We start from the raw sequence: 22018 nt of genomic DNA, 5'->3' as shown, positions 1-22018 counted from the left end.
CCCGACGGGGCTTAAGGTTTGGCCGGCGCGCTGCCGCTATCGGGCGCGCGCCGCTGGTCTTGCGGGGGCTTGCGACCAGATCTGGCCGCAGGGGGCTTGGGCGCAGAAGGCTTGGGCGCAGAAGGCTTGGCCAGGCGGGGCTTGGCCGGCCGGGCGCGGTCGAGCGCGATCGAGAGATCGGCGACCAGGGCCTCGAAGCCGGCGCTCAGCGTTTCAGTGCGCGCGATGATCACGACATCGCAGGCCCGCCCGGCCTGGGCACTGAGCGCGAGCGCGGCAGCGGCGCGCAGGCGGCGGCGGATGCGGTTGCGCTTGACAGCGTTGCCGACCTTGCGCGAGGCGGTCAGCCCAAGGCGCAAGCCGTCGCGGCCCGCCTCCTCGGCAGCGTCGCGCACCTGCACCGTCAGTACCGACGAACGAAAACGGCGGCCGTGTTCGGCCGCCGCCAGGAATTGCTTGCGTTGGGTCAGACGGGCGAGGCGCATGGCGATTGGCCAGTCTTCCAGACAAGAAGGCGCGCGAGGCTCACGCGCCGGCAGCTCAGGCCGAAAGCTTCTTGCGGCCGTGGGCGCGGCGGGCTGCGATGACCTTGCGGCCGCCGACAGTCGCCATGCGAGCGCGATAGCCGTGGCGACGCTTGCGAACCAGCTTGCTGGGTTGATAAGTTCTCTTCACGATCCGTCTCCGGGGCCTTGTCAGCCCGGCGGTCGCGGCTTCCCTCGGGAAGCGTGACCATGCGAGCCTGTCATGCAAAAGGTTCTGCGCCGCCTACAAGGCTGCGCAAGTGGCGGGCTTATGGCGGATGGCTCCGTCCAAGTCAATGCCGAATGCCCGGCCACATGCCCGGGTTGAGCGCGCCGGCCTGCGACCCTTCGTCCTTGGCGGTCATGACCGCCAAGGACGGCTTGAGCCGGGAACAGCGACAGGCAGGCTTGCGCTCGGGCGCGACATCCCCGATATAGCGCCCGGGAGGTTGGCGAGGGACGTCTCACTCGCCAACCGGGTCAGGTCCGGAAGGAAGCAGCCCTAACGAGACCGAACGGGTCTTCGTCCAGCCTCCCACCTCATGCGCGCGACCGGCATGCGGCCTGGCGGCGCGATCGCACCATCTGCGACGCCCTTCAGGCAATCCGCGACAAGACCAGGCCTTGACCGTCACTAAGCGTTGACCGTCGCCTCGCGATTGGCGAAAGCAGTCTGATGACCGACGAGACCGACGCCGCCACCTCAGACGAACCTGGCTTTGCCGGCTTCGAACCGGCGCCTGCGCCCGCCCTGGCCGCGCCGACGCCTTACCGCGTACTGGCCCGGAAATACCGCCCCGCCCATTTCGGCGACCTGATCGGCCAGGATGCGATGGTGCGCACGCTCACCAACGCCTTCACCGCCGGCCGTATTCCCCAAGCCTGGATGCTGACCGGCGTGCGCGGTGTCGGCAAGACCACGACCGCCCGCATCCTGGCACGCGCGTTGAACTACCAGACCGAGGATGGCGGCGGCGCGCCGACGACCGACCTCGCCCGTTTCGGCATCCACTGCAAGGACATCATCGAGGGCCGGCATATCGACGTGATGGAGATCGACGCCGCCTCCAATAACGGCGTCGACAATGTCCGGCAGATCAATGACGCGGTGCGCTACGCGCCGGTCTCGGCCCGCTACAAGGTCTACATCATCGACGAGGTGCACATGCTCTCGGCCGGTGCGTTCAACGCCTTCCTGAAGACGCTGGAGGAGCCGCCGCCGCATGCGCGCTTCATCTTCGCGACGACCGAGATCCGCAAGGTTCCGGTGACGGTGCTGTCGCGCTGCCAGCGCTTCGACCTGCGCCGTGTCGATGCCAGCCTGCTGGTGTCGCATCTCTCGGGCATCTGCAAGGCCGAGGGCGTCGACGCCGAGGACGAGGCGCTGGCGGCAATCGCGCGCGCGGCCGAGGGCTCGGTGCGCGATTCACTCTCGATCCTCGATCAGGCCATCGCCCATGCGGCGGGCCAGATCATGCTCGACGATGTCCGCTCCATGCTCGGCCTCGCCGACCGGGCCCGCATCATTGACCTGTTCGAGGTGGTGATGAAGGGCGACATCGCCGCCGCGCTCGGCGAACTCCGGGCGCAGTATGACGCTGGCGCCGATCCGGTCGTGGTGCTGACCGATCTCGCCGAATTCACCCATCTGGTGACGCGCCTCAAGCTCGTGCCCGAGGCGCTGAAGGACAACACGCTGAACCAGGCCGAGCGCCTGCGCGGCGGCGATTTCGCCCAGCGCCTATCGATCCGCGTGCTCGCCCGGACCTGGCAATTGCTGCTCAAGGGCATCACCGAAGTGAAGCAGGCCGACAGGCCGGTCATGGCGGCCGAGATGGTGCTGGTGCGCCTCGCCCATGCCGCCGATCTGCCGACGCCGGATGAAGCCCTGCGGATGCTGCGCGACGGCTCCGGAGCCATGTCCGGCGGCAATGGCGCGCCCTCCTCCGCACCGCGCCCGCCCTCGGGCGGCGGCAACACGGCGCTGGCCGCGCGGCCGGTCCTTGCCAGCGCCAACCCGATGCCGGCTGCCATGGCTGCCCCGCGCGCCATGGCCCAACCGCTGGTGCAGGTGGCTTCGCTGGAGGATGTCGTGGCGCTCGCCTCGCAGCATCGCGACATCACGCTCAAGATCGCGCTGGAGCGCGATATCCGCCCGGTGCGCTTCGAGCCTGGCCGGATCGAGTTCTCGGTGACCTCGGGCGCATCGCGCACGCTTGCCACGGACCTCTCGCGCAAGCTCAAGGAATGGACCGGCCAGACCTGGATGGTCGCGGTCGTCACCGCCGAGGGCGGCGCGACCCTGCGCGAGCAGGCCGAGGCCGAGAAGGACCGGCGCGAGAGCGACGCGGCCTCGCATCCGGCGGTCAAGGCGGTGCTCGAGCGCTTTCCGGGCGCGCGCATCGTCGATGTCCGCGATCCCCGCGCCGCGGCCTCCGAGGCGCCTGCCGCGGCGTCTTCCGAGGACGAGTACCTGGCTGAGGCCGAGCCGCTCTTCGACGATAGCGAGCCGGATTTCGACGGCATCGATTTCTGATTTTCCGATACCCGGTTTTTTGGGAGAAGCGACCATGCGCGACATGATGGGCCTGATGAAGCAGGCGCAGGAAATGCAGCAGAAGATGGCCAATGTTCAGGCCGAGCTCGACACGATCGAAGTCGAGGGCGCGGCCGGCGGCGGCATGGTGAGCGTCACCATGACGGCCAAGGGCGCGGTCAAGGCTGTGAAGATCGACCCCGCTTTGATGCTGGCCGATGAGCGCGAGATCCTGGAAGACCTGATCGTCGCCGCCTGCAGCGATGCGCGCAGCCGCTCCGAGCGGGTCATGCAGGAGCGCATGGCCGAGATCACCAAGGGCCTGCCGATCCCGCCCGGCATGAAGCTGTTTTGAAGCGAGTGAATAGCGAGTGGCGAATGGAATGCTTTGCCACTCGCTATTCGCTACTCGCCTGTCCCCGGATAATTCCATGTCCCGCGCCATCGCCGGCCCCGAGATCGAGCGCCTGATCCAGCTCCTGGCCAAATTGCCGGGGCTGGGGCCGCGTTCGGCCCGGCGCGCCGCGCTGCACCTCGTCAAGAAGCGCGAGCAATTGCTCGGCCCGCTCTCGGAAGCCATGGCGATCGCCCGCGAGCGCATCGTCGTCTGCTCGAGCTGCGGCAATATCGACACGAGCGACCCCTGCTCGCTCTGCCGCGACCCGCGCCGCGACGACGGGCAGATCGTGGTGGTCGCCGATATCGCCGATCTCTGGGCGCTGGAGCGCTCGGGCGCGGTCCAGGGGCGTTATCACGTGCTGGGCGGGATTCTGTCGGCGCTGGACGGCGTCAGGCCGGAGCATCTGACGCTCGAGGCGCTGGTGGCGCGCGCCTCCGATCCGGCGGTCAAGGAAATCATCCTGGCGCTCAACGCCACGGTCGACGGCCAGACCACGGCGCATTTCGTCACCGACCTTCTAGCCCATCTGCCGGTCAAGGTGACCAAGCTCGCCCATGGCGTGCCGGTCGGTGGCGAGCTCGACTATCTCGACGACGGCACGCTCGCCGCCGCGATCCGCCAGCGCACGGGCTTCTAGAACGCTCCCGGACGGCGCCTGCTCAAAACTTGTAGGCGAGGCTCGCCCGCACGGTATGCGTCTTCGCTTCCTGCTCGCTGGCGAGGCCCAGTGCGGTGTTCCGGGCAGCGTGGTCGAACTTGCCGTAATCGGTGTAGCGGTATTCCGCTCCCAGAATCAGGTTGCTGGTCAAGGCGTAGTTGACGCCGCCGCCGAGCGTCCAGCCGGCCCTGGAAACCTGCGTGCTCCCGCCGAGGCCGGAGGCGGGATCGTACGATCGGAGATTGAATTCGGTGAAGGCTGCGCCGCCCGTGCCGTAGATCATCACAGTGTCGAAGGCGTAGCCGATGCGGCCGCGCAGCGAGGCCTGCCAATCGCGCTGGCTGCGTCCGAGGCTGAAGCCGCCGCGCTCCTGCAAGGCTTCGAGATCGCCCTCGAGGCCGAGCACGATCGAGTCGAACTGGACATTCAAGCCGGCCTGCCCGCCGCCGAGCGCGCTTCCAGGCGTATCACGGAAGGCGCCGGCATAGCCCAGCCCGGTGGCGGAGAGCTGCCTGATCTTGTCCGAACCCCAGGAGTAACCGCCCTGCGCGCCGAGATAGAAGCCGGTCCAGGAGTAGAAGCTCGGCAGGGCCGGCGCGGGCGGCAGTTGCTTGCCCGAGGACAGATCGGCAGCCATGGCGGCGCTGCCGGTCAGGATCAGCAGGGCGGTCAGCGCGGCTTTCAGCGACGTTCTCATCACGATCTCAACTCTCAAACGACGTCTGGGACTCGGGCTCTGGCGCCGCGCCTTGCAGCGCGGCCCTTCCGGAGCATCCGAGCCTTTCCGCGCGTTCGTCACGCGCGCCGGTCCTTGAACAGAAGAAAGCGTTAAGGTTAACAATCACCTAAGCCGCCATGTCCGAGCCGCCATGTCGGGCGCTGATACGGAACAAGCGTTGCGCTGCGTTGTTGCAGCTACGCTGTCGTCCTGGCGGTGGAAACGTCCTGGCGGTGGAGACGATCAGCCGATGGCCCTCCTGAAACGCATTGCCGGATTGGCCAGCGCGGCCGTGGCTCTGGGTTATGCCTTTGGCGCGGTGTCACGGCGCTTCACGCGGGCCTCGCGGGACGCCGCACGCGGGCGCGCAGCCTCCTCCCCGCTGGAGATGACCTGGCTCGGCTGGAAGGACGTGCTGCTACGCTTTTCCAGCAATGTCGCCGACAACCGGCTGGCCTCGCTTGCCGGCGCAGTCGCCTTCTACACCTTGCTGTCGCTGGTGCCGGCGCTCTCGCTCCTGGTGACGATCTACCGCTCCTTCACCGATCCTTCGACCATCGCCGAGCAGCTCGACCGCTTCACCATCGTCTTTCCCCAGGCCGCGCGCGACCTGATCCATGAACAGGCCATGCGGCTTGCCGGGCAGAGCGCCTCGGCCCTGTCGCTCACCGTCCTGATCAGCGTCCTCGTCGCCTTCTGGAGCGCGAACGCCGCCGTAAAGGCGATTTTCGATGCACTCAACATCATCTATCGCGAGCGCGAGAAGCGCAGCTTCCTCAAGCTCAACGCCCTGTCGCTGCTGACGACGATCAGCGGCGTGGTGCTGCTGACGGCGGCGCTGATCGTGATCGCCTCCGTGCCCGTGGTGACCGCGCTGTTCCCCTTCGCCTATGAAGTGGAACGGCTGTTACGGCTGGTGCGCTGGCCGTTCTTCCTCGTCGTCGCGATGCTCTCCATCGCCTGCCTGTACTGGATCGGCCCGAGCCGGCATCCGGCGCGCTTCGCCTGGGTGATGCCCGGCGCGATTGGTGCGGCCTTGCTCTGGGCCGCCGCGTCCTGGGCCTTTTCCTGGTATGTCGGAACGCTCGGCAACTACACCGCGACCTATGGGTCGCTTGCGACCGTCGTGGTGTTCATGACCTGGCTCTGGCTCTCGGCGGTGATCGTGCTGGCCGGGGCCGAATTCAACGCCGAGCTCGAACACCAGACCGCCCACGACACCACCATGGGCAATCCCAAGCCGCTGGGCCAGCGCGGTGCGACCATGGCCGATTCGGTCGGCGAACCCGCGGATTGAGGCGGATGCTCGATCCCGACACCACCCGCCAGGACGATCTGCGCAGCGGTCGCGGCCCGTGGCTCGCTGGCCCGGCGCGCCCAGCCAGCGAAGAGCTGGAAACGGACATCCGGTGCGATGTCGCGATCGTCGGCGGCGGCATCACCGGCGCGATGGTAGCGGAGCATCTCACCGCCTTCGGCCACAGGGTCGTCGTGATCGACCGCGAGCGGGAGGGTTTTGGCAGCACGGCTGCAAGCACGGCCATGCTGCAATGGGAGATCGACCTGCCACTGCGCCGGCTGGCGGAGCTCTACGGTTTCGACCGCGCCGCCGATGTCTATCGCCGCAGCTTCCGCGCCGTAGCCGGCCTGGGCGAGCTGGTCGCGCAGCTGGAACTCGGCGCGGCCTTCATCCCGCGCGACACGGTCTATCTCGCGGCCGGCGAGGTCGGGCCGCGTGAGCTTCGGGACGAGCATATCCTGCGCGAGCGGGCCGGGCTTCCTGGTGCTCTGCTCGACCATGCGACGCTGCTCGATGCCTTCGGCTTCGACCGGGCGGCCGCGCTCGTCTCGCCAGGCTCCGCCGAGGCCGATCCGCTCAGCCTGTGCCACGCCTTGCTGGCACGAGCCGCCGGGCGCGGCGCGCGCTTGATCCGGGACGAGGCGGTTACTTTCGAGAGCAGCTCGCAAGCGGCTGCCGTCAAGCTCGCTGGCGGCCGGACCGTCGAAGCCGGCCATGTCGTGCTCGCGACGGGCTATGTGATGCCGGCTTGCGTGACGAGCGACCTGCACCGAACCGCCTCGAGCTGGGCGATCGCGACCCTGCCGCAGCCGCCGGCGACGCTCTGGCCCGGCCCTGCGCTCGTCTGGGAAGCTTCGCAGGACTATATCTACTGCCGCACGACGAGCGATGGTCGCATCGTGCTCGGCGGCGAGGATGAGAAGACCGAGGATCCCGATCTGCGCGAGCGGCTGGGACCGCAGAAGACGAAAGCCTTGCTCGGCAAGCTCAAGGCTCTCCTGCCGCAGGCCGAACCGACGCTTGGCCATGCCTGGTCGGGCGCCTTCGGGCAGACTTCGGACGGGTTGCCATTGATCGGGCGAGTGCCCGGGCAGGCGCGGATGCTCGCCGCCTATGGCTATGGCGGCAACGGCATCACCTTCAGCTTCCTCGCCTCGCGCTTGCTCGCCTCGCTGATCGGCGGGGTGGAAGCACCCTGGTTCCAGCATTTCGCGATCGACCGGCGCGACCCGACCAAGCCCTGAGTCTTGCCCGCATATTGCCCGCGATTGCGCGGCTGCAATCATGAGTTTGCCACCGCCAGGGGCGACAAGGCGGGCGAAGATCGCCATCTTCCGGGCACACGGCCAGTGAAGGCCGGCTCATTTTCGGAGGCTGCCATGCTCGCGGTCCAAGATTCCAACCGGGACGCCAAATCCGCTTCGCCCGTCCGGTTCGAAGCGCTGGATGCGCCTTTCCATATCGGCGCGGTGGCGCTGCGGGTTCACGACCTGGCGACGCTGACGGCGTTCTATCGCGACGCGATTGGCCTTGCCCTGATCCATCAGGAACCCGGCCTCGCCACGCTCGGCGTCGATGGCGAGGTTCTGGTGCGGCTGGAGGAGGGCGCCGAGCGTCCGACCTCGCCGGCAGGCCTGTTCCACCTCGCCATCCTGCTGCCCTCGCGCGGCGCCCTGGCCGATTGGGTCGGCCATGCCGCCAATGCGCAGATCGCGCTCGAAGGCGCCTCCGACCATCTCGTCAGCGAGGCGCTCTATCTGTCGGACCCCGAGGGCAACGGCATCGAGATCTATCGCGACCGCCCGCGCGCCGATTGGCCGCGCCGTGACGGCGCGCTCAAGATGGCGACCGAGCGGCTCGATCTGCAGGCGCTGCTGAACGAGGCGCAGGCTGGCCCCTATGCCGGCATGCCCAACGGCACGCGCATGGGCCATATCCATCTGCGCGTCGGCGATACGGCTGAGGCTGAGGCTTTCTACGCCGGCAAACTCGGCTTCGACCTGATGGTGCGCTATCCCGGCGCGAGCTTCCTCTCCAGCGGCGGTTATCACCACCACATCGCCGGCAATATCTGGAACAGCCGTGGCGCGAGCGCACGCGGCGAGGGCGAGACTGGGCTCGGCTTCTTCGAGCTGGTGGCTCGCGATGCCGGGGATTTCGAGGCGATGCGCCGGCGTATCCTGGCTGCCGGCGGCAGCGAGGATGCCAAGGGACCCGCGATCGCCGATCCCTGGGGCAACAGGCTCGTACTGCGCCGCTAACAGGCTGGGCGGGCTCAGCGTTCCAGCAGATGCGTGCGCGTCGCGCCGCTGAGATCGCGCCGGAAACCTTCCGCATCCCAGAAGGCGGCGGCGCGGTCATCGGCAGCGCGCAAAGAGAGCCGCGCCGCCACGGCAAAGCCCTGCTGGATCAGGGCCGCCGCAATGGCGCGCCCGACGCCATGGCGGCGGCGGGCGGGACGCACATAGACATGACGCAGCCGGGCGAGCTCCGGCTCCGGGTCATAAGGGTCGGGCGTGAGGCCGCCCAGACCCGCCAATTCACCCTCCACATAGGCTGCGAAGAGCACAGGCAGGTCGCCATCGCCGGCATAGTCGCCGCGCGCGACCTCATCAGTCAGCCGGTCGAGGAAGGCGTAATCCTCGCCGGCCGCCTCTTGCCGCAAGGCCTCGAAACCGTCCGGCAGCGCAGCGCCGACGCGGACGATCTGAACCGAGGCCGGCGTCACAGACCCTCGAACAAGGCGCTCGAAATATAGCGCTCGGCGAAGGAGGGGATGATCACGACGATGGTCTTGCCGGCGTTCTCCGGCCGCGCGCCGACTTCGAGCGCCGCAGCCACCGCTGCCCCCGACGAGATGCCGGCGGGAATGCCCTCGCTCCTGGCAAGTGCGCGCGCCGTCTCGAAGGAGGTCTGATTGCCGACGGTGACGACCTCGTCGATCACCGAGCGGTCAAGGATGCCCGGCACGAAGCCGGCGCCGATGCCCTGGATCTTGTGCGGGCCGGGCGCGCCGCCCGACAGCACCGGCGAATCCTCGGGCTCGACCGCGATGATCTTCACGCCGGGGTTGCGCGCCTTGAGCACCTGGCCGACGCCGGTGATGGTGCCGCCCGTGCCGACGCCGGAGATGAAGATGTCGACCTTGCCGTCAGTGTCGTTCCAGATCTCCTCGGCGGTGGTCTTGCGATGGATTTCCGGATTATGCGGGTTCTCGAATTGCTGCGGGATGATCGAGCCCGGAATCTCCGCCTTGAGCTCCTCGGCCCGGGCGACAGCGCCGCGCATGCCGCCGGGACCGGGCGTCAGCACGAGCTCGGCGCCGAGCAGCGCCAGCATCTTGCGGCGCTCCAGCGACATCGTCTCCGGCATCACCAGGATCAGGCGATAGCCGCGCGCGGCGGCGACAAAGGCGAGCGCGATACCGGTATTGCCCGAGGTCGGCTCGATCAGCGTGCCGCCCGGTTTCAACGCGCCTGACGCCTCCAGCGCATCGACCATGTTGACGCCGATGCGGTCCTTGACGCTGGAGATCGGGTTGAAGAATTCGAGCTTGGCCAGGATCGTCGCCTTGACGCCACGCTCGGCCGGCAGGCGGTTGAGCTTGACCAGGGGGGTGTCGCCGATGGTGTCGGTGATCGATTCATAGACCCGGCCGCGGCCTGGGGCCTTGCTCGGAGCGGGGTGGAGCGTGCGCACTGCCTCGGTCATGGGATCCTCCTGGGAATGATCTTGATTGATGGCGACGCTAATTCAATTCACAGTCCATGTCGATGATAGACAATATATACAAATTTAGATTGTGAAATCAGTGGTCGCGCTGGCCCCGTCAAAGGCCGCTTCTCGCTCCGCCTGCTGGCACAGCTCCTCGACAGTGACTCCATCCAGTGTCGAGAGAAAGGCCTGCGAGGCTCGTTCCACTTGCGGGCCGACCACGAGGTCGATCAGGCGCGATTGCGGCAAGGGCCCGAGGCCATCCTCGCCAGCCTCCTGCATCGCCGCGCGCGCGATCTCGCCGGCGGTGATCCGGCGGCGCTCGCGCGCCAATTCATAGCCGCCGCGGGGGCCGCGCACCCCCTTCAGGATGCCGACCCGGACCAGCGCCTGCAGCAGCGTCTCGAGATGGCGCGGCGGCAGATCATGCCGCCCCGCCAGCATTTTGGCGGCGACCGGCGAGGGCCGCGCATGCAGGGCGATATCGACCACCGCCGCGATGGCGAGCAGGCTGCGACGCGAGAGCAGGTTCACGCGACGGCTCCCTTGACCGTATCCGACTTGACCGTGTCCGAGACGCCGGTCGAGCCGAAGCCGCCGGCGCCGCGCGCGGTTTCGTCCAGGATTGTCGTCTCGACGAGATGGGCCTGCGTGACCGGTGCGATCACCAATTGCGCGATGCGGTCGCCGCGACGGATCGTGAAGGGCTCCTGGCCGAGATTGATCAGGATGGCCGTGACCTCGCCGCGATAATCGCTGTCGACCGTGCCCGGCGCGTTGAGCAGCGTGATGCCATGCCTCAACGCCAATCCAGAGCGTGGGCGCACCTGCGCCTCGAAGCCCACCGGCAATTGCAGGGCAAGGCCGGTGGGAATCGCAATGCGCTCGCCGGGAGCCATGACGAGCATGCTCCCCTCTTCCAGCGCCGCGCGCAGATCAAGCCCGGCAGCGCCCGCGCTTTCATAAGCCGGCAGCGGCAGCCCGGCGCCATGCCCGACGCGGCGTACGGGGATCGTGACCATGCCTAGGCTCCCGCCTTCGAGACGCCCGTCAGCCCGGCGAGATGCGCGATCAGGCGGCTCGCGACCTCCTCCTTCGCCAGGGTCGGCCAGGTCTCGACGCCGTCGCGGGTGACGAGATGGACGGTGTTGGAATCGCCGCCCATCACGCCGGTGCCGCCGACATCATTGGCGACGATCAGGTCACAGCCCTTCCTGGCGAGCTTGGCGCGGGCATAGTCGATGACGTTTTCCGTCTCCGCCGCGAAGCCGACGACGAGCGCTGGCCGGCCGGTCTTGCGGTGAGCGACGGTCGCCAGGATGTCGGGGTTCTCGACCAGCGCCAGGGCCGGCGTCCCACTGGTGCCCTTCTTCATCTTCTCCGGTGCTGCGTCCGCCACGCGCCAATCGGCGACGGCTGCCGCGAAGATCGCGATGTCGGCGGGCAGCGCCGCCTCGGTCGCCGCCAGCATCTCGCGGGCGGATTCGACATGGATCGTGGTGACGCCGTCGGGATCGGGCAGGCCGACGGGGCCGGAAACCAGCGTCACGCTGGCGCCTGCCGCGGCGGCTGCGGCAGCGATCGCGTGACCTTGCTTGCCCGAGGAGCGGTTGGCGATGTAGCGCACCGGGTCGATCGGCTCATACGTCGGCCCCGAGGTGACGAGCACATGTTTCCCGGCGAGCGGCTTCTGCGCGATTGCCGCGCCGCCTGGCGTGCGGCCGAGAAAGCCGATCGCTCGCGGCTGTGCCGCCATATCGCCGGCCAGAGCGCGCTCGATCGCGGCCAGGATCTCGAGCGGCTCGGCCATGCGGCCCGGCCCGTTCTCGCCGCGCTCGGCCATGGCGCCGGAATTGGGCCCGACGACGAGCACGCCGTCCTTTTCGAGCTGCGCCATGTTGCGCCGCGTCGCCGGATGCTCCCACATCCTGGGGTTCATCGCGGGCGCGATCAGGATGCGCTTGTCGGTGGCGAGCAGTGCGGTCGAGGCCAGGTCATTGGCGAGCCCCGTCGCCATCTTGGCGATCAGATCGGCGGTAGCGGGCGCGACGACGATGAGGTCGGTCGAGCGCGACAGCGCGATATGGCCGATATCGGCTTCGTCGGTCAGCGAGAACAGATCGCTGTAGCAGCGCTCGCCGGCCAGCGACGAGACGGAGAGCGGCGTGACGAACGCCTCGCCCGCCTTGGTCAGGATGCAGCGCGAGGCGATGCCGTGATCCTTCAAGCGCCGGATCAGCTCCAGGCACTTATAGGCGGCGATGCCGCCGCCGATGATCAGGAGAACGGAGCGGGATGCGGACAAGGGCGGAGGTTCCTGAGCCGGGATGCCCTTCACCTAGCATCCGGCGGGCGGGGCTGTCATGGGGTGGGGCCGTCATGGAGCGGGCCGCCTTGCCGTCATGCTCGGGCGAAGACCCGAGCATCTCTTGCCAGAGGTTCTCGGGTCTTCGCCCGTGAACGACGGCGACACGCCTCACCTGAACGGCGGCTCGTCGAAGCTCCTGAGCTTGCGCGAGTGAATGGTCGAGCCCGCTTCCTTGAGCTTCTCCAGTGCCGCGAGCCCGATCTTGAGATGCTCGCCGACGGCGCGCTCATAGAAGGCGTTCGCCGCGCCGGGCAATTTGATCTCGCCATGCAGAGGCTTGTCGGAGACGCAGAGCAAGGTGCCGTAGGGCACGCGCAGGCGGTAGCCTTGCGCTGCGATCGTGCCCGATTCCATGTCGACCGCGATGGCGCGGGAGAGGTTGATGCGGCGGCGCTCCTTGGTCCAGCGCAGTTCCCAGTTGCGGTCGTCCTGCGTCACGACGGTGCCGGTGCGCAGGCGGTTCTTCAAGCGGTCGCCGCGCTCGCCGGTGACGGCGGCGGCGGCCTCCTGCAGTGCGACCTGGACCTCGGCCAGGGCCGGGATCGGGATGTCGGGCGGCACCAGCTCGTCCAGGATGCCGTCCTGCCGGAGATAGGCATGGGCCAGAACATAGTCGCCGATGATCTGCGTCTGGCGCAGGCCGCCGCAATGGCCGACCATCAGCCAGCAATTGGGTCTGAGCACCGCGAGGTGGTCGGTGATGTTCTTGGCATTGGAGGGGCCGACGCCGATATTGACCAGCGTCACGCCGTCGCCCTTGCTGCGGATCAAATGATAGGCCGGCATCTGGAAGCGATGCCAGGGCGCCGACATCACCCGCTCGGCTGCAGAAACGTCGATGCCGTCGCGCTCGATCCGCACACCGCCCGGCGTCACCAGGGCTTCGGCCGTGCCGGCTTCGATTTCGGCCAGCGCCAGCCGCACGAACTGGTCGACATAGCGGTGGTAGTTGGTCAGCAGCACCCAGGGCTGCACGGACCGCCAGTCGGTGCCGGTGTAATGCACCAGCCGCCGTAGCGAGTAGTCGACCCGCACTGCATCGAACAGCGAGAGCGGGCGCGGCTCGCCCTCGACGATGTCGAAGGTGCCGTCGGCGATCTCGTCGCCGACCAGCGAGAGCAGCGGCGTCGGGAAATGCCGCGCAAGCTCGGCGGCCGTGACCTTGCCGCGCCCGAACTCATCGCCGCCTTCGAGCGCATAGGGGTAGGGGATCTCCTGATGGCTCACGCCGGTCTCGATCGTGGCGCCATATTCCGCGACGAGCGGCTGCAATTGGTCGAGCAGATAGGTGCGGAATTCGGCCGGCTGCGTCACCGTGGTCGAATAGATGCCGGGCGCTGCGAATTTGGCGAAGCCGCGCCGCGTCGCGGCAGGCAGCTTCGAGGGTTCGTAGGTGACGCGCAGCAGCGGGTAGCGATAGCGCGCGCGTTCCTCGGCCGTGGGCGCCTCGCCCGTATCGAAGAAACGCTGCAGGTCGCCGCGCAACGCCGCCTTCGCGTCCGCATAGAGCAGCTCCAGCCGGTCGACGGCGGCGTCTGGCGTGGCGGCGGTCTCGAATGTCATGGGGCGAACGTACCTTTCGTTCGATCGAGCTTCTAGCTGCGCTGCTACCCTGCTGACAACAGGGGCGGGTCCGATGGAATGTGGCGCTGCCCGCTTGACAGCAAAACGGCGCGGCGATAATAAACCGTCAAGTTAATTAACTCATCGGTTTAATTCAATGTCGAGCGACCCGCTCAGCCTCACCCTGTCCGCCCTCGCCGACCCAACGCGGCGCGCCATCCTGGCGCGGCTGTCGCTGGGCGAGACCTCGGTGACGGAGCTGGCCGAGCCCTTCGCGATGAGCCTGCCGGCTGTGTCCAAGCATCTCAAGGTGCTGGAGCGGGCCGGGTTGATCACGCGGGGTCGCGAGGCGCAATGGCGGCCCTGCCGGCTCGATCCAGGCCCGCTGCGCGAGGTCTCGGAATGGCTGGAACACTACAGCCGTTTTTGGGACCAGAGCCTGGGACGATTGGAGAAGGTGCTGCGCGAGATCCAGGCGGCGCCGGCCGAGGATATTGAACCGTAACGCAGGAGCCGCGTTGCTGCGTCAAGCAAGGAAAACCCATGCTCAAGACCGTTCTTCTCAGCCTGCTCGCGATCCTCGCCACCGGCATCGTCGTGGTGCTGATCCTCGCCGCGATGAAGCCCGACACCTTCCAGGTCCAGCGCGCCATCGCCATCAATGCGCCGCCCGAGCGCATCTACCCGCTGATCGCGGATTTCAGGGCCTGGGGCGCCTGGTCGCCCTGGGAGAAGAAGGATCCCAACCTGAAGCGCAGCTTCAGCGGGGCCGAGACCGGCAAGGGCTCGATCTATGCCTGGGCCGGCGACAAGAATGTCGGCGAAGGCAGCATGGAGATCGTCACGGCCGAGCCATCAAGCAGGGTCGGGCTCAAGCTCGACTTCATCAAGCCCTTCGAGACCCATAATGCCGTCGTCTTCGCGCTGCAGCCGCAGGGAACGACGACCAATGTAGCCTGGACGATGACGGGGCCGACCCCGTTCTTCGCCAAGATCATCCATGTCTTCTTCAGCATGGACCGGATGGTCGGCGGCGATTTCGAGGCCGGCCTCGCCAGCCTCAAGGCGCAGGCCGAGCGCTAAGCCCGGCCAAATGATGTGCGGACGCAGAGCCGCGCTTTCGACAACCACTTGATCAGGGAGATTGCCCGATGTTCGCCAAACCCCAGAAGGAACATGTCTGGCTCCAGCAATTCGTCGGAGAATGGACATCCGAAATGGACTGCTCGATGGGCCCGGACAAGCCGCGCCAAACATCGACCGGGACCGAGAGCGTGCGCTCGCTCGGCGGGCTCTGGACGCTGGGCGAAGGCAAGGGCGAGATGCCCGGCTGCGGCCCCGCGACGACGCTGATGACGCTCGGTTTCGACCCCGAGAAGGGCCGCTTCGTCGGGACCTTCACCGGTTCGATGATGACGCATCTGTGGGTCTATGACGGCTTCCTCGACGAGACCGGAACCGTGCTGACGCTGGAGACCGAGGGGCCGAGCTTCGCGGGCGACGGCAAGATGGCGAAATATCGCGACATCATGACGGTCCTGAGCCCCGATCACCGCGTCCTGACCTCCAATGTGCCAGGCGAGGACGGAAGCTGGACCGAATTCATGACCGCCCATTACCGCCGGACCGGCTGAGCGCGGCCTTATCCCCTCACGATGCAAGGACAGGTCTCATGAAGATCGCCCCCTATCTCTTCTTCCCCGGCACTTGCGAGGAAGCCTTCACCGCCTATGAAAGGATCCTCGGCGGCAAGATCATCGCCATGATGAGCCATAAAGGCACGCCGGCCGAGAGCCAGGTCGCCCCCGACTGGGTTCCCAAGATCATGCATGCCTGCCTCCAGCTCGATGGCGGCCAGCTGCTGATGGCGTCCGATGCTCCGCCCGACCGCAGCGAAGGGCCGATGCAGAGCGTTTCGGTTTCCGTCAACGTCAAGGAGGTCGCCGAGGCCGAGCGCATCTTCGCGGCGCTGTCCGACGGGGCGCGCATCAAGATGCCGCTGGAGGAGACCTTCTGGGCGCCGCGCTTCGGCATGCTGCAGGATCGTTTCGGCACGCATTGGATGATCGGCGCCGAGCCGGCGCAGGCCAGTGTGGCGGCTTAACCGGTATCCTCGTCGTCATTGCGAGGAGCGTAGCGACGAAGCAATCCAGGGGGGCGTCGAGTGCTGCCGCTCCTGGATTGCTTCGCTACGCTCGCAATGACGGGATCGGTCTTATCCCAGCACCGCATAGGCGATCAGGCCCGCGATCAGCCAGAGCGCCCAATTGCCCCAGCGGTTGCGCTGGGCTTCGGCCCGGCCGATCGCCTCGATGCTGCGCTCATCCAGCGTGAAGCCGTGCCGCGAGGCGTCTTCGAGCTGGCCGAGCACGCGCTCGGCCCGGCCGACCGTCTCGGGCAGGCTGGCGAGGCTGTAGGCAAGCGAGCGCGCCCCGCGCCCGACATCCTCGATCTTGCCCAGCGGCCCCAGATTGCGGGTGATCCAGTCGCGCACCACGGGCTCGGCCGTGGTCCACATGTCGAGATGCGGATCGAGCGTGCGCGCGACCCCTTCGACCACCACCATGGTCTTCTGCAACATCACGAGTTCGGTGCGCGTCACCATGTCGAACAGGCCGGTGATCTCGAAGAGCAGGGTCAGGACCTTCGCCATCGAGATCTGGTCGGCGCTCTTGTCGTGGATCGGCTCGCCAACCGCACGGATCGCCTGGGCGAAATCCGCAACGGCGTGGTGGCCCGGAACATAGCCGGCCTCGAAATGCACTTCCGCCACGCGAGTATAGTCGCGGGTGATGAAGCCGAGCAGGATTTCGGCGAGGAAGCGCCGCTCCTTCACCCCGAGCCGGCCCATGATGCCGCCATCGACGGCGACGAGCCGCCCTGCCGAGTCGACGAACAGGTTCCCCGGATGCATGTCGGCATGGAAGAAGCCGTCGCGGATCGCATGCTTCAGGAAGGACTGGATGACGGTGCGGCTGAGCGCCTGCAGATCGTGCCCGGCGGCTCGCAACCCTTCGATGTCGGAGAGCCGGACGCCGTCGATCCATTCATCGACCAGCATTTCGCGCGCGGTGAGCTGCCAATCCGGCGTCGGCACGCGGAAATCGGCATCGTCCTTGGTGTTCTCGGCGAATTCGGAGAGGGCGGCGGCCTCCAGCCTGAGATCCATCTCCATCGTCACGGAGCGCGCCAGCGTCTCGACCACGCCCGACATGCGTAAGCGGCGCGCCTCGGCGGAGCGTCGTTCCGCCATCTCCGCGCCGAAGCGCATCGCCGCGAGGTCGCGGTGGAAGCGATCGCGGATGCCGGGCCGCAGCACCTTGACCGCGACCTCCGAGCCATCCTTCAGCCGGGCGCGATGCACCTGCGCGATCGAGGCGGCGGCGACGGGCGGCCCGAATTCGGCGAAGATCGCCTCGACCGGCTGGCCATGGGCGGCCTCGATCGCGGCGCGCGCCTGTTCCATCGGGAACGGGGCCATCCGGTCCTGCAGAGCCGAGAGGTCCTCGGCGATCTTCATGCCGACGACATCGGGCCGTGTCGCCAGGAACTGGCCGAATTTGACATAGGACGGTCCAAGCCGCGTCAGCGCCGCTGCGAGCCGCGTCGCCGAGGAGCCGGCGCCCTTGCGTTCGATCAAGCGCCCGAGCCGGATCGCGGCGCGCGCCAAAGGCGGCAGGACCGAGGGATCGACGAGGGCAAGCGCGCCTTCGCGGGCCAGCACGAAGCCGACCCGCGCGGAACGGGCGAGATGAGCGATGGCAGTGATCATGCGCGCGCGAACCTCGACGTCATGCTCGGGCTTGGCCCGAGCACCCACGTCTTCCCTTCAGCCGCATCGCAAGAATCCGCGTCGCAAGAATCCGCACCGCAAGACGTGGATGGTCGGCACAAGGCCGACCATGACGCGAGGTGCATCCTCACAGCTTCCAGCCGGAATGCAGCGCCACGACCCCGCCGGTCATCGGCGTGAACTTCGCCCGCCGGAAGCCGGCATCCTCGATCATGCCGGCGAAGCTCTGCGGCTTGGGGAATTTGCGGATCGATTCGACGAGATACTGGTAGGGCTCGGCCTCGCCCGTCACCATCCGCCCCATCGGCGGTATGACGGTGAAGGAATAGGCCTCGTAGACCTTGTCGAGCAGCGGCACGTCGACATGGCTGAATTCGAGGCAGAGGAACCGGCCGCCGCGCTTGAGCACGCGAAAAGCCTCCGACAGCGCCTTGTCGATGCGCGGCACGTTCCGGATGCCGAAGGCGATCGTATAGGCGTCGAAATGGTTGTCGGGCAGGCCCAGCGCCTCGGCATTGCCCTGGACGAAGCGGATGCGATCGTCATCGGGAAAGCGTTTCTGCGCCCGGTCGCGGCCAACGCTCAGCATCTGCGCATTGATGTCGAGCACGGTGACGTCGGTCTGCGGCCCGCCGGCGTCGAGCACCTGGAAGGCGACGTCGCCGGTGCCGCCGGCCACGTCGAGATGGTGAAAGGGCCGGTCCTTCGCTGGCTTCAGCGTCGTGATCAGCGCATCCTTCCAGAGCCGGTGCAGGCCCGCCGACATTAGATCGTTCATCAGATCGTAGCGGCTGGCGACCTTGTGGAAGACGTCGTCGACCTTAGCCTGCTTCTCGACGAGCGGCACGGTCTCAAAACCGAAATGAGTGGTGTCGGAGGCTGCTGTCACGGCGCGGGCTGCTCTTGTGTTCTGGTAAGGCGATGAATAGCGAAACGAGCGGGGCTTGTCGCGGCCCGTCTCGACGCAGGCTTGAGAGTGGACTGGAATGCCCGAACTTCCCGAGGTCGAAACCGTTCGTCGTGGGCTCGAGCCCGCCATGCTGGGGCAGGTTTTCGCACGCGTCGAGCAGAACCGGCTCGATCTGCGCTTTCCCTTGCCCGACCGCTTCGTCGCACGCCTGACCGGCCGCAAGGTCGAAGCCCTGTCGCGGCGCGCCAAATATCTAATCGTCGATCTCGATGACGGCCAGGCGCTGATCATGCATCTGGGCATGAGCGGGCGCTTCGTGGTGGAGGCACCCGGCACGCCGCCGACCGAGCCTGGCGCCTATTACAACGAGATCGGCCGGCACCTGCAGCACGACCATGTCGTCTTCCATCTCGGCTCGGGCGCGCGCGTCACCTATAACGATGTCCGCCGCTTCGGCTTCATGGACCTCGTCCCACGCGCCGACCTCGCCGCCTCCAGGCATTTCGTCGGCATGGGCATCGAGCCATTGGGCAATGAGCTCTCGGGCGAGACGCTGGCGAAGCTTTTCGCCGGGAAATTCGCGCCGCTGAAGGCGGCCTTGCTCGACCAGCGCCTCGTCGCGGGCCTCGGCAACATCTATGTCTGCGAGGCGCTGTTCCGCGCCGGGCTCCATCCCGAAGCCGGGGCCGGCTCGATCGCGACCGCGACGGGCCGTCCACGACCGGCGGCGCATGCGCTGGCCCAGATCATCCGCGAGGTCCTGGAAGAGGCGATCACCTCCGGCGGCTCGACGCTGCGCGACTTCGCCCATGCCGACGGCTCGCTCGGCTATTTCCAGCACCGGTTTCGCGTCTATGACCGCGAGGGTGGGGCCTGCGTGACGCCGGGCTGCGGTTCCATGGTCAAGCGGCTCGTGCAGTCGGGCCGCTCGACCTTCTATTGCGAAAGCTGCCAGCCGCGGCGCTGATCAGCGGGCGGCAATGGGAGGCGGCTGGTTCGGACAGGACGGCACGTCGGTGTCGGTCAGGCCCCAGGACGGTGCGGACGCGGTCCAGATGAAGCCATCAGGTCTGCCGAGTTCGCGGTCGTCGAGGGCGCCGGCGCGCACCACGACCATCTCCGGCCGCGATGACGAAGCGCTGAACAAGGGCGTGCCGCAATGTGGGCAAAAGCTGCGGCGCATCGTGTTGCCGCCGTCGGAGAGGCTGACATAGTCGCGGACCTCGCCCTCCAATTCGCGGCTCGCGAGCGGGAAGATCAGATTGATCGAGGCGTTGCCAGCGGCGAGATACTGGCAGTCGCGGCACCAGCAGGCTCGCTTCGCCACCGGCGGCTGATTGAAGCGGAAGCGTATGGAGCCGCAGAAGCAGCGGCCGGTAACGGGCTCGGTCATGGTGGTGCCCTCCTCCTGCGACGGGGCGAGTGCTAGACGGGACGAGTGAAGGTGATCCGGCCCGCGACGGCAAGGTCTGGACACGGGAGCGCCCATGTCACGAGAGCACCCATGTCGGCGTGCGCTCCCTCGCATGGACCGCGCTCCTCCCGCCCGCTAAACCTGGCCCAACGAAGCATCCGGGAGGCCGCCATGGCTTATGAGACCATTCTCGTCGAGGTGAAGGGCAAGGTCGGCGTCGTCACGCTGAACCGGCCGCAGGCGCTGAACGCGCTGAACGGCCAGCTCATCGACGAGGTCAACGCGGCCATCGACGGCTTCGAGAAGGACGGCGATATCGGCTGCATCGTCTTGACCGGCTCGGAGAAGGCCTTTGCCGCCGGCGCCGACATCAAGGAGATGCAGGGCCGGACCTTCCCCGGGACCTATCTCGACGACAAATTCGCCGATTGGGACCGCATCAGCCAGCGCCACAAGCCGATCATCGCGGCGGTTGCAGGCTTTGCGCTCGGCGGTGGCTGCGAGCTCGCCATGATGTGCGACTTCATCATCGCCGCCGACAACGCCAAATTCGGCCAGCCCGAGATCAATCTCGGCGTCATTCCCGGAGCCGGCGGCACGCAGCGCCTGACCAAGGCGATCGGCAAGGCGAAAGCCATGGATCTCATCCTGACTGGGCGGATGATGGACGTGAACGAGGCCGAGCGCGCCGGCCTCGTCGCCCGCATCGTGCCCTTGGCCGATCTCATGGCCGAGACGATGAAGGCGGCCGACAGCATCGCCGCCAAGTCGCTTCCTTCGGTGCTGATGGCGAAGGAGGCGATCAACCGCGCCTTCGAGGTGGCGCTGAGCGAAGGGCTGCGCTTCGAGCGCCGCGTCTTCTCCTCGCTCTTCGCGACGCATGACCAGAAAGAGGGCATGGCGGCCTTCATCGAGAAGCGGAAGCCCGATTTCCAGAATAGGTGAGACCGCTTTCCACTATTCTCAGGCACAGTCCTCGGGTCCGATCTTCGATCGGCCCAAGGATGAACGCCGCGCAAACCCTGGGAAACTCCGACAAGAGATGCTCGGGTCATGCCCGAGCATGACGGCGCGCTTCCAGGCCTATGGCCGTCCGGCCGGCACGCCTTCGCGGATCTTTTTCGAAAACTCCGGATCATCGAGCGACAGGGTCCGCGCCCGCTGGCTGATCCGCCCCTGCCGGACCAGCTCGTCGAGCGGAATGTCGGTCCTGACCGCACCGATGCGCTGCAGATAACCCGGCAGATAGCCGGATAGCAGCACGCGCGGGTCGAGCGGCAGCGAAAAAGTCCAGCCCGGCGCGACAGAGCCGACGAGATGGTAGACCACCGTCGTGCAGTTCGTGGTCAGCGTGTTGTACCAGCGCGGGCTCGAAGCCAGCCGGTTGACGTCGGCGATATAGGCCAGGAGCACGTCGCGGGCCTGGCTCGGCGTGGCGGCCAGCCGGAACAGGCGGACATCCTCCTTGCGGGCATGGCTGCGCAGGCCGACGATGTCGCGCTCATCGGCGGCGACATAGGCCATCTCATAAGTGCGGAAGAAGCCGGCGAGCGAGGACCACTCCTCGCCCTTCTCGCGCCGGACCTCGATCGAGAAGGTCAGCGGCACCGAATCCTTGAAGGTGAAGCTGACCAGGAGATGGGCGATCGCCTCGCCCGACCAATAGGACAGGAACAGGTCCGCGCCCTCGATCTTGGTCAGGTCGTAGCTGCGCGTCTCCCAGCGCTGCTCGTAATCGGCTTCGGTGCGCCAGCGGAAATCGCGCAGATTGCCGACGGTGATCATCTCGCCCTCGCGCGTGATCTGCGGCAGCTTGGCGAGTTCGGGAATCCAGTTCCGGTCGTGCGACGGCGCCATGCCGTTCCACCAGCCGAGCAGGCCGAGAAACAGCACCGCGAAGGAGAGCGGCAGGCGCGCCGCGCCGGTCCAGATTCCGATCGCACCAGCAAGACCGGCGAGGCCAAAGCCGATGGCGGCCAGCGTCGCGACCGTGCCGGTCAGGCGAAACAGCAGGAGGCCGGAGCCCCATGCCGTCGCACTGAGGACGATCAGGGTGGCCAGGAGTTGGGCAGTGACAAGAAGAAGGCGGCTCATCGCCGCCTTCCCATATCACAGCTGGA

The 22018-nt window shown here is 67.3% G+C and carries 25 protein-coding genes and 1 other RNA gene; 13 read left to right on the top strand and 13 right to left on the bottom strand.

Features of this window, described 5'->3' with window-relative positions; translation table 11 throughout:
* Positions 1-11 precede the first annotated feature (11 nt).
* Positions 12-485 carry a ribonuclease P protein component gene (gene rnpA / locus BHK69_RS05240; protein WP_069689183.1) on the bottom strand — a complete coding sequence of 158 codons (474 nt, stop codon included), beginning with the start codon at positions 483-485 and terminating at the stop codon, positions 12-14.
* Between the two features lie 55 nt (positions 486-540).
* Positions 541-675 carry a 50S ribosomal protein L34 gene (gene rpmH, locus BHK69_RS05235; protein WP_054142617.1) on the bottom strand — a complete coding sequence of 45 codons (135 nt, stop codon included), beginning with the start codon at positions 673-675 and terminating at the stop codon, positions 541-543.
* 292 nt (positions 676-967) lie between these two features.
* Between rpmH and ffs the strand changes: the two genes are divergently transcribed.
* From ffs to recR, 4 genes are all read left to right on the top strand, one after another.
* Positions 968-1064, top strand: an RNA gene (ffs, locus tag BHK69_RS05230) — signal recognition particle sRNA small type.
* Positions 1065-1200: 136 nt separating this feature from the next.
* Entirely contained in the window at positions 1201-3060 is a 1860-nt protein-coding gene (locus BHK69_RS05225) for a DNA polymerase III subunit gamma/tau (RefSeq protein WP_069689182.1), read from the top strand.
* 34 nt (positions 3061-3094) lie between these two features.
* Positions 3095-3415 (top strand): YbaB/EbfC family nucleoid-associated protein, encoded by a 321-nt coding sequence (locus BHK69_RS05220; protein WP_069689181.1) that lies wholly within the window; start codon positions 3095-3097, stop codon positions 3413-3415.
* 76 nt (positions 3416-3491) lie between these two features.
* Positions 3492-4097: a recombination mediator RecR gene (recR, locus tag BHK69_RS05215; RefSeq protein WP_069689180.1), complete on the top strand. Its 606-nt coding sequence runs from the start codon at positions 3492-3494 to the stop codon at positions 4095-4097.
* A gap of 22 nt (positions 4098-4119) precedes the next feature.
* Here recR and BHK69_RS05210 read toward each other — a convergent pair whose 3' ends face one another.
* A complete protein-coding gene (locus BHK69_RS05210) occupies positions 4120-4815 on the bottom strand; it encodes an outer membrane protein (RefSeq protein WP_069689179.1) in 696 nt (231 codons plus the stop codon).
* Positions 4816-5086: 271 nt separating this feature from the next.
* Between BHK69_RS05210 and BHK69_RS05205 the strand changes: the two genes are divergently transcribed.
* From BHK69_RS05205 to BHK69_RS05195, 3 genes are all read left to right on the top strand, one after another.
* Positions 5087-6133 (top strand): YihY/virulence factor BrkB family protein, encoded by a 1047-nt coding sequence (locus tag BHK69_RS05205; RefSeq protein WP_069689178.1) that lies wholly within the window; start codon positions 5087-5089, stop codon positions 6131-6133.
* 5 nt (positions 6134-6138) lie between these two features.
* Positions 6139-7380, top strand: coding sequence for an NAD(P)/FAD-dependent oxidoreductase (locus tag BHK69_RS05200; protein WP_069689177.1), 1242 nt, complete (start codon positions 6139-6141; stop codon positions 7378-7380).
* A 135-nt stretch (positions 7381-7515) separates the two neighbouring features.
* Positions 7516-8397: a VOC family protein gene (locus tag BHK69_RS05195; protein ID WP_083269796.1), complete on the top strand. Its 882-nt coding sequence runs from the start codon at positions 7516-7518 to the stop codon at positions 8395-8397.
* A 14-nt stretch (positions 8398-8411) separates the two neighbouring features.
* On the opposite strand, the gene BHK69_RS05190 is transcribed toward BHK69_RS05195, so the two are convergent.
* The 6 genes from BHK69_RS05190 to BHK69_RS05165 all read right to left on the bottom strand — a co-directional run bounded on the left by BHK69_RS05190 (position 8412) and on the right by BHK69_RS05165 (position 13781).
* Entirely contained in the window at positions 8412-8864 is a 453-nt protein-coding gene (locus tag BHK69_RS05190; protein ID WP_069689176.1) for a GNAT family N-acetyltransferase, read from the bottom strand.
* Positions 8861-9847 carry a cysteine synthase A gene (gene cysK, locus BHK69_RS05185; protein WP_069689175.1) on the bottom strand — a complete coding sequence of 329 codons (987 nt, stop codon included), beginning with the start codon at positions 9845-9847 and terminating at the stop codon, positions 8861-8863. Before cysK ends, BHK69_RS05190 begins: the two co-directional genes overlap by 4 nt.
* An 84-nt stretch (positions 9848-9931) precedes the next feature.
* On the bottom strand, positions 9932-10384 hold the full coding sequence (locus BHK69_RS05180) for an RrF2 family transcriptional regulator (protein ID WP_069689174.1): 453 nt from the start codon (positions 10382-10384) through the stop codon (positions 9932-9934).
* Positions 10381-10872 (bottom strand): dUTP diphosphatase, encoded by a 492-nt coding sequence (gene dut, locus BHK69_RS05175; RefSeq protein WP_069689173.1) that lies wholly within the window; start codon positions 10870-10872, stop codon positions 10381-10383. Before dut ends, BHK69_RS05180 begins: the two co-directional genes overlap by 4 nt.
* A 2-nt stretch (positions 10873-10874) precedes the next feature.
* Entirely contained in the window at positions 10875-12155 is a 1281-nt protein-coding gene (locus tag BHK69_RS05170) for a phosphopantothenoylcysteine decarboxylase domain-containing protein (protein WP_069689172.1), read from the bottom strand.
* Between the two features lie 171 nt (positions 12156-12326).
* Positions 12327-13781, bottom strand: coding sequence for an AMP nucleosidase (locus BHK69_RS05165; RefSeq protein WP_069689171.1), 1455 nt, complete (start codon positions 13779-13781; stop codon positions 12327-12329).
* Positions 13782-13938: 157 nt separating this feature from the next.
* Between BHK69_RS05165 and BHK69_RS05160 the strand changes: the two genes are divergently transcribed.
* The 4 genes from BHK69_RS05160 to BHK69_RS05145 all read left to right on the top strand — a co-directional run bounded on the left by BHK69_RS05160 (position 13939) and on the right by BHK69_RS05145 (position 15885).
* A complete protein-coding gene (locus BHK69_RS05160) occupies positions 13939-14286 on the top strand; it encodes an ArsR/SmtB family transcription factor (protein WP_069689170.1) in 348 nt (115 codons plus the stop codon).
* 38 nt (positions 14287-14324) lie between these two features.
* Complete coding sequence (locus BHK69_RS05155; RefSeq protein WP_069689169.1) at positions 14325-14864, top strand: SRPBCC family protein; 540 nt, start codon at positions 14325-14327, stop codon at positions 14862-14864.
* 68 nt (positions 14865-14932) lie between these two features.
* Positions 14933-15415, top strand: a complete 483-nt coding sequence (locus BHK69_RS05150) for a DUF1579 domain-containing protein (RefSeq protein ID WP_069689168.1) — start codon at positions 14933-14935, stop codon at positions 15413-15415.
* A gap of 38 nt (positions 15416-15453) precedes the next feature.
* Positions 15454-15885 carry a VOC family protein gene (locus BHK69_RS05145; RefSeq protein WP_069689167.1) on the top strand — a complete coding sequence of 144 codons (432 nt, stop codon included), beginning with the start codon at positions 15454-15456 and terminating at the stop codon, positions 15883-15885.
* Between the two features lie 111 nt (positions 15886-15996).
* On the opposite strand, the gene ubiB is transcribed toward BHK69_RS05145, so the two are convergent.
* Both ubiB and ubiE read right to left on the bottom strand, forming a co-directional pair.
* Positions 15997-17553: a 2-polyprenylphenol 6-hydroxylase gene (gene ubiB / locus BHK69_RS05140; protein WP_069693389.1), complete on the bottom strand. Its 1557-nt coding sequence runs from the start codon at positions 17551-17553 to the stop codon at positions 15997-15999.
* 148 nt (positions 17554-17701) lie between these two features.
* Positions 17702-18463 (bottom strand): bifunctional demethylmenaquinone methyltransferase/2-methoxy-6-polyprenyl-1,4-benzoquinol methylase UbiE, encoded by a 762-nt coding sequence (ubiE, locus tag BHK69_RS05135; protein ID WP_069689166.1) that lies wholly within the window; start codon positions 18461-18463, stop codon positions 17702-17704.
* Between the two features lie 97 nt (positions 18464-18560).
* Between ubiE and mutM the strand changes: the two genes are divergently transcribed.
* Positions 18561-19451, top strand: a complete 891-nt coding sequence (gene mutM / locus BHK69_RS05130) for a bifunctional DNA-formamidopyrimidine glycosylase/DNA-(apurinic or apyrimidinic site) lyase (protein WP_069689165.1) — start codon at positions 18561-18563, stop codon at positions 19449-19451.
* On the opposite strand, the gene BHK69_RS05125 is transcribed toward mutM, so the two are convergent.
* On the bottom strand, positions 19452-19877 hold the full coding sequence (locus BHK69_RS05125; protein WP_069689164.1) for a GFA family protein: 426 nt from the start codon (positions 19875-19877) through the stop codon (positions 19452-19454).
* A gap of 192 nt (positions 19878-20069) precedes the next feature.
* On the opposite strand from BHK69_RS05125, the gene BHK69_RS05120 reads away from it, so the two are divergent.
* A complete protein-coding gene (locus BHK69_RS05120) occupies positions 20070-20843 on the top strand; it encodes an enoyl-CoA hydratase (protein WP_069689163.1) in 774 nt (257 codons plus the stop codon).
* Positions 20844-20981: 138 nt separating this feature from the next.
* Here the strand turns inward: BHK69_RS05120 and BHK69_RS05115 are convergent, their stop codons facing one another.
* On the bottom strand, positions 20982-21992 hold the full coding sequence (locus BHK69_RS05115; protein ID WP_069689162.1) for an Lnb N-terminal periplasmic domain-containing protein: 1011 nt from the start codon (positions 21990-21992) through the stop codon (positions 20982-20984).
* Between the last annotated feature and the right edge of the window lie 26 nt (positions 21993-22018).

It is taken from the genome of Bosea vaviloviae (genome assembly GCF_001741865.1).
GTDB classification, from domain to species: domain Bacteria; phylum Pseudomonadota; class Alphaproteobacteria; order Rhizobiales; family Beijerinckiaceae; genus Allobosea; species Allobosea vaviloviae.
This window is presented reverse-complemented; position numbering and strand designations above follow the sequence as displayed.

Bases quoted from the DNA above. Each gene is read 5' to 3' on its own strand.
- BHK69_RS05160 (WP_069689170.1), top strand. From the start codon at position 13,939: ATGTCGAGCGACCCGCTCAGCCTCACCCTGTCCGCCCTCGCCGACCCA.
- BHK69_RS05195 (WP_083269796.1), top strand. From the start codon at position 7,516: ATGCTCGCGGTCCAAGATTCCAACCGGGACGCCAAATCCGCTTCGCCC.
- BHK69_RS05155 (WP_069689169.1), top strand. From the start codon at position 14,325: ATGCTCAAGACCGTTCTTCTCAGCCTGCTCGCGATCCTCGCCACCGGC.
- BHK69_RS05125 (WP_069689164.1), bottom strand. From the start codon at position 19,877: ATGACCGAGCCCGTTACCGGCCGCTGCTTCTGCGGCTCCATACGCTTC.
- dut (WP_069689173.1), bottom strand. From the start codon at position 10,872: ATGGTCACGATCCCCGTACGCCGCGTCGGGCATGGCGCCGGGCTGCCG.
- BHK69_RS05205 (WP_069689178.1), top strand. From the start codon at position 5,087: ATGGCCCTCCTGAAACGCATTGCCGGATTGGCCAGCGCGGCCGTGGCT.
- BHK69_RS05145 (WP_069689167.1), top strand. From the start codon at position 15,454: ATGAAGATCGCCCCCTATCTCTTCTTCCCCGGCACTTGCGAGGAAGCC.
- BHK69_RS05200 (WP_069689177.1), top strand. From the start codon at position 6,139: ATGCTCGATCCCGACACCACCCGCCAGGACGATCTGCGCAGCGGTCGC.
- recR (WP_069689180.1), top strand. From the start codon at position 3,492: ATGTCCCGCGCCATCGCCGGCCCCGAGATCGAGCGCCTGATCCAGCTC.
- ubiB (WP_069693389.1), bottom strand. From the start codon at position 17,553: ATGATCACTGCCATCGCTCATCTCGCCCGTTCCGCGCGGGTCGGCTTC.
- cysK (WP_069689175.1), bottom strand. From the start codon at position 9,847: ATGACCGAGGCAGTGCGCACGCTCCACCCCGCTCCGAGCAAGGCCCCA.
- BHK69_RS05165 (WP_069689171.1), bottom strand. From the start codon at position 13,781: ATGACATTCGAGACCGCCGCCACGCCAGACGCCGCCGTCGACCGGCTG.
- BHK69_RS05115 (WP_069689162.1), bottom strand. From the start codon at position 21,992: ATGAGCCGCCTTCTTCTTGTCACTGCCCAACTCCTGGCCACCCTGATC.
- BHK69_RS05225 (WP_069689182.1), top strand. From the start codon at position 1,201: ATGACCGACGAGACCGACGCCGCCACCTCAGACGAACCTGGCTTTGCC.
- rnpA (WP_069689183.1), bottom strand. From the start codon at position 485: ATGCGCCTCGCCCGTCTGACCCAACGCAAGCAATTCCTGGCGGCGGCC.
- BHK69_RS05120 (WP_069689163.1), top strand. From the start codon at position 20,070: ATGGCTTATGAGACCATTCTCGTCGAGGTGAAGGGCAAGGTCGGCGTC.
- BHK69_RS05150 (WP_069689168.1), top strand. From the start codon at position 14,933: ATGTTCGCCAAACCCCAGAAGGAACATGTCTGGCTCCAGCAATTCGTC.
- BHK69_RS05220 (WP_069689181.1), top strand. From the start codon at position 3,095: ATGCGCGACATGATGGGCCTGATGAAGCAGGCGCAGGAAATGCAGCAG.
- mutM (WP_069689165.1), top strand. From the start codon at position 18,561: ATGCCCGAACTTCCCGAGGTCGAAACCGTTCGTCGTGGGCTCGAGCCC.
- BHK69_RS05210 (WP_069689179.1), bottom strand. From the start codon at position 4,815: ATGAGAACGTCGCTGAAAGCCGCGCTGACCGCCCTGCTGATCCTGACC.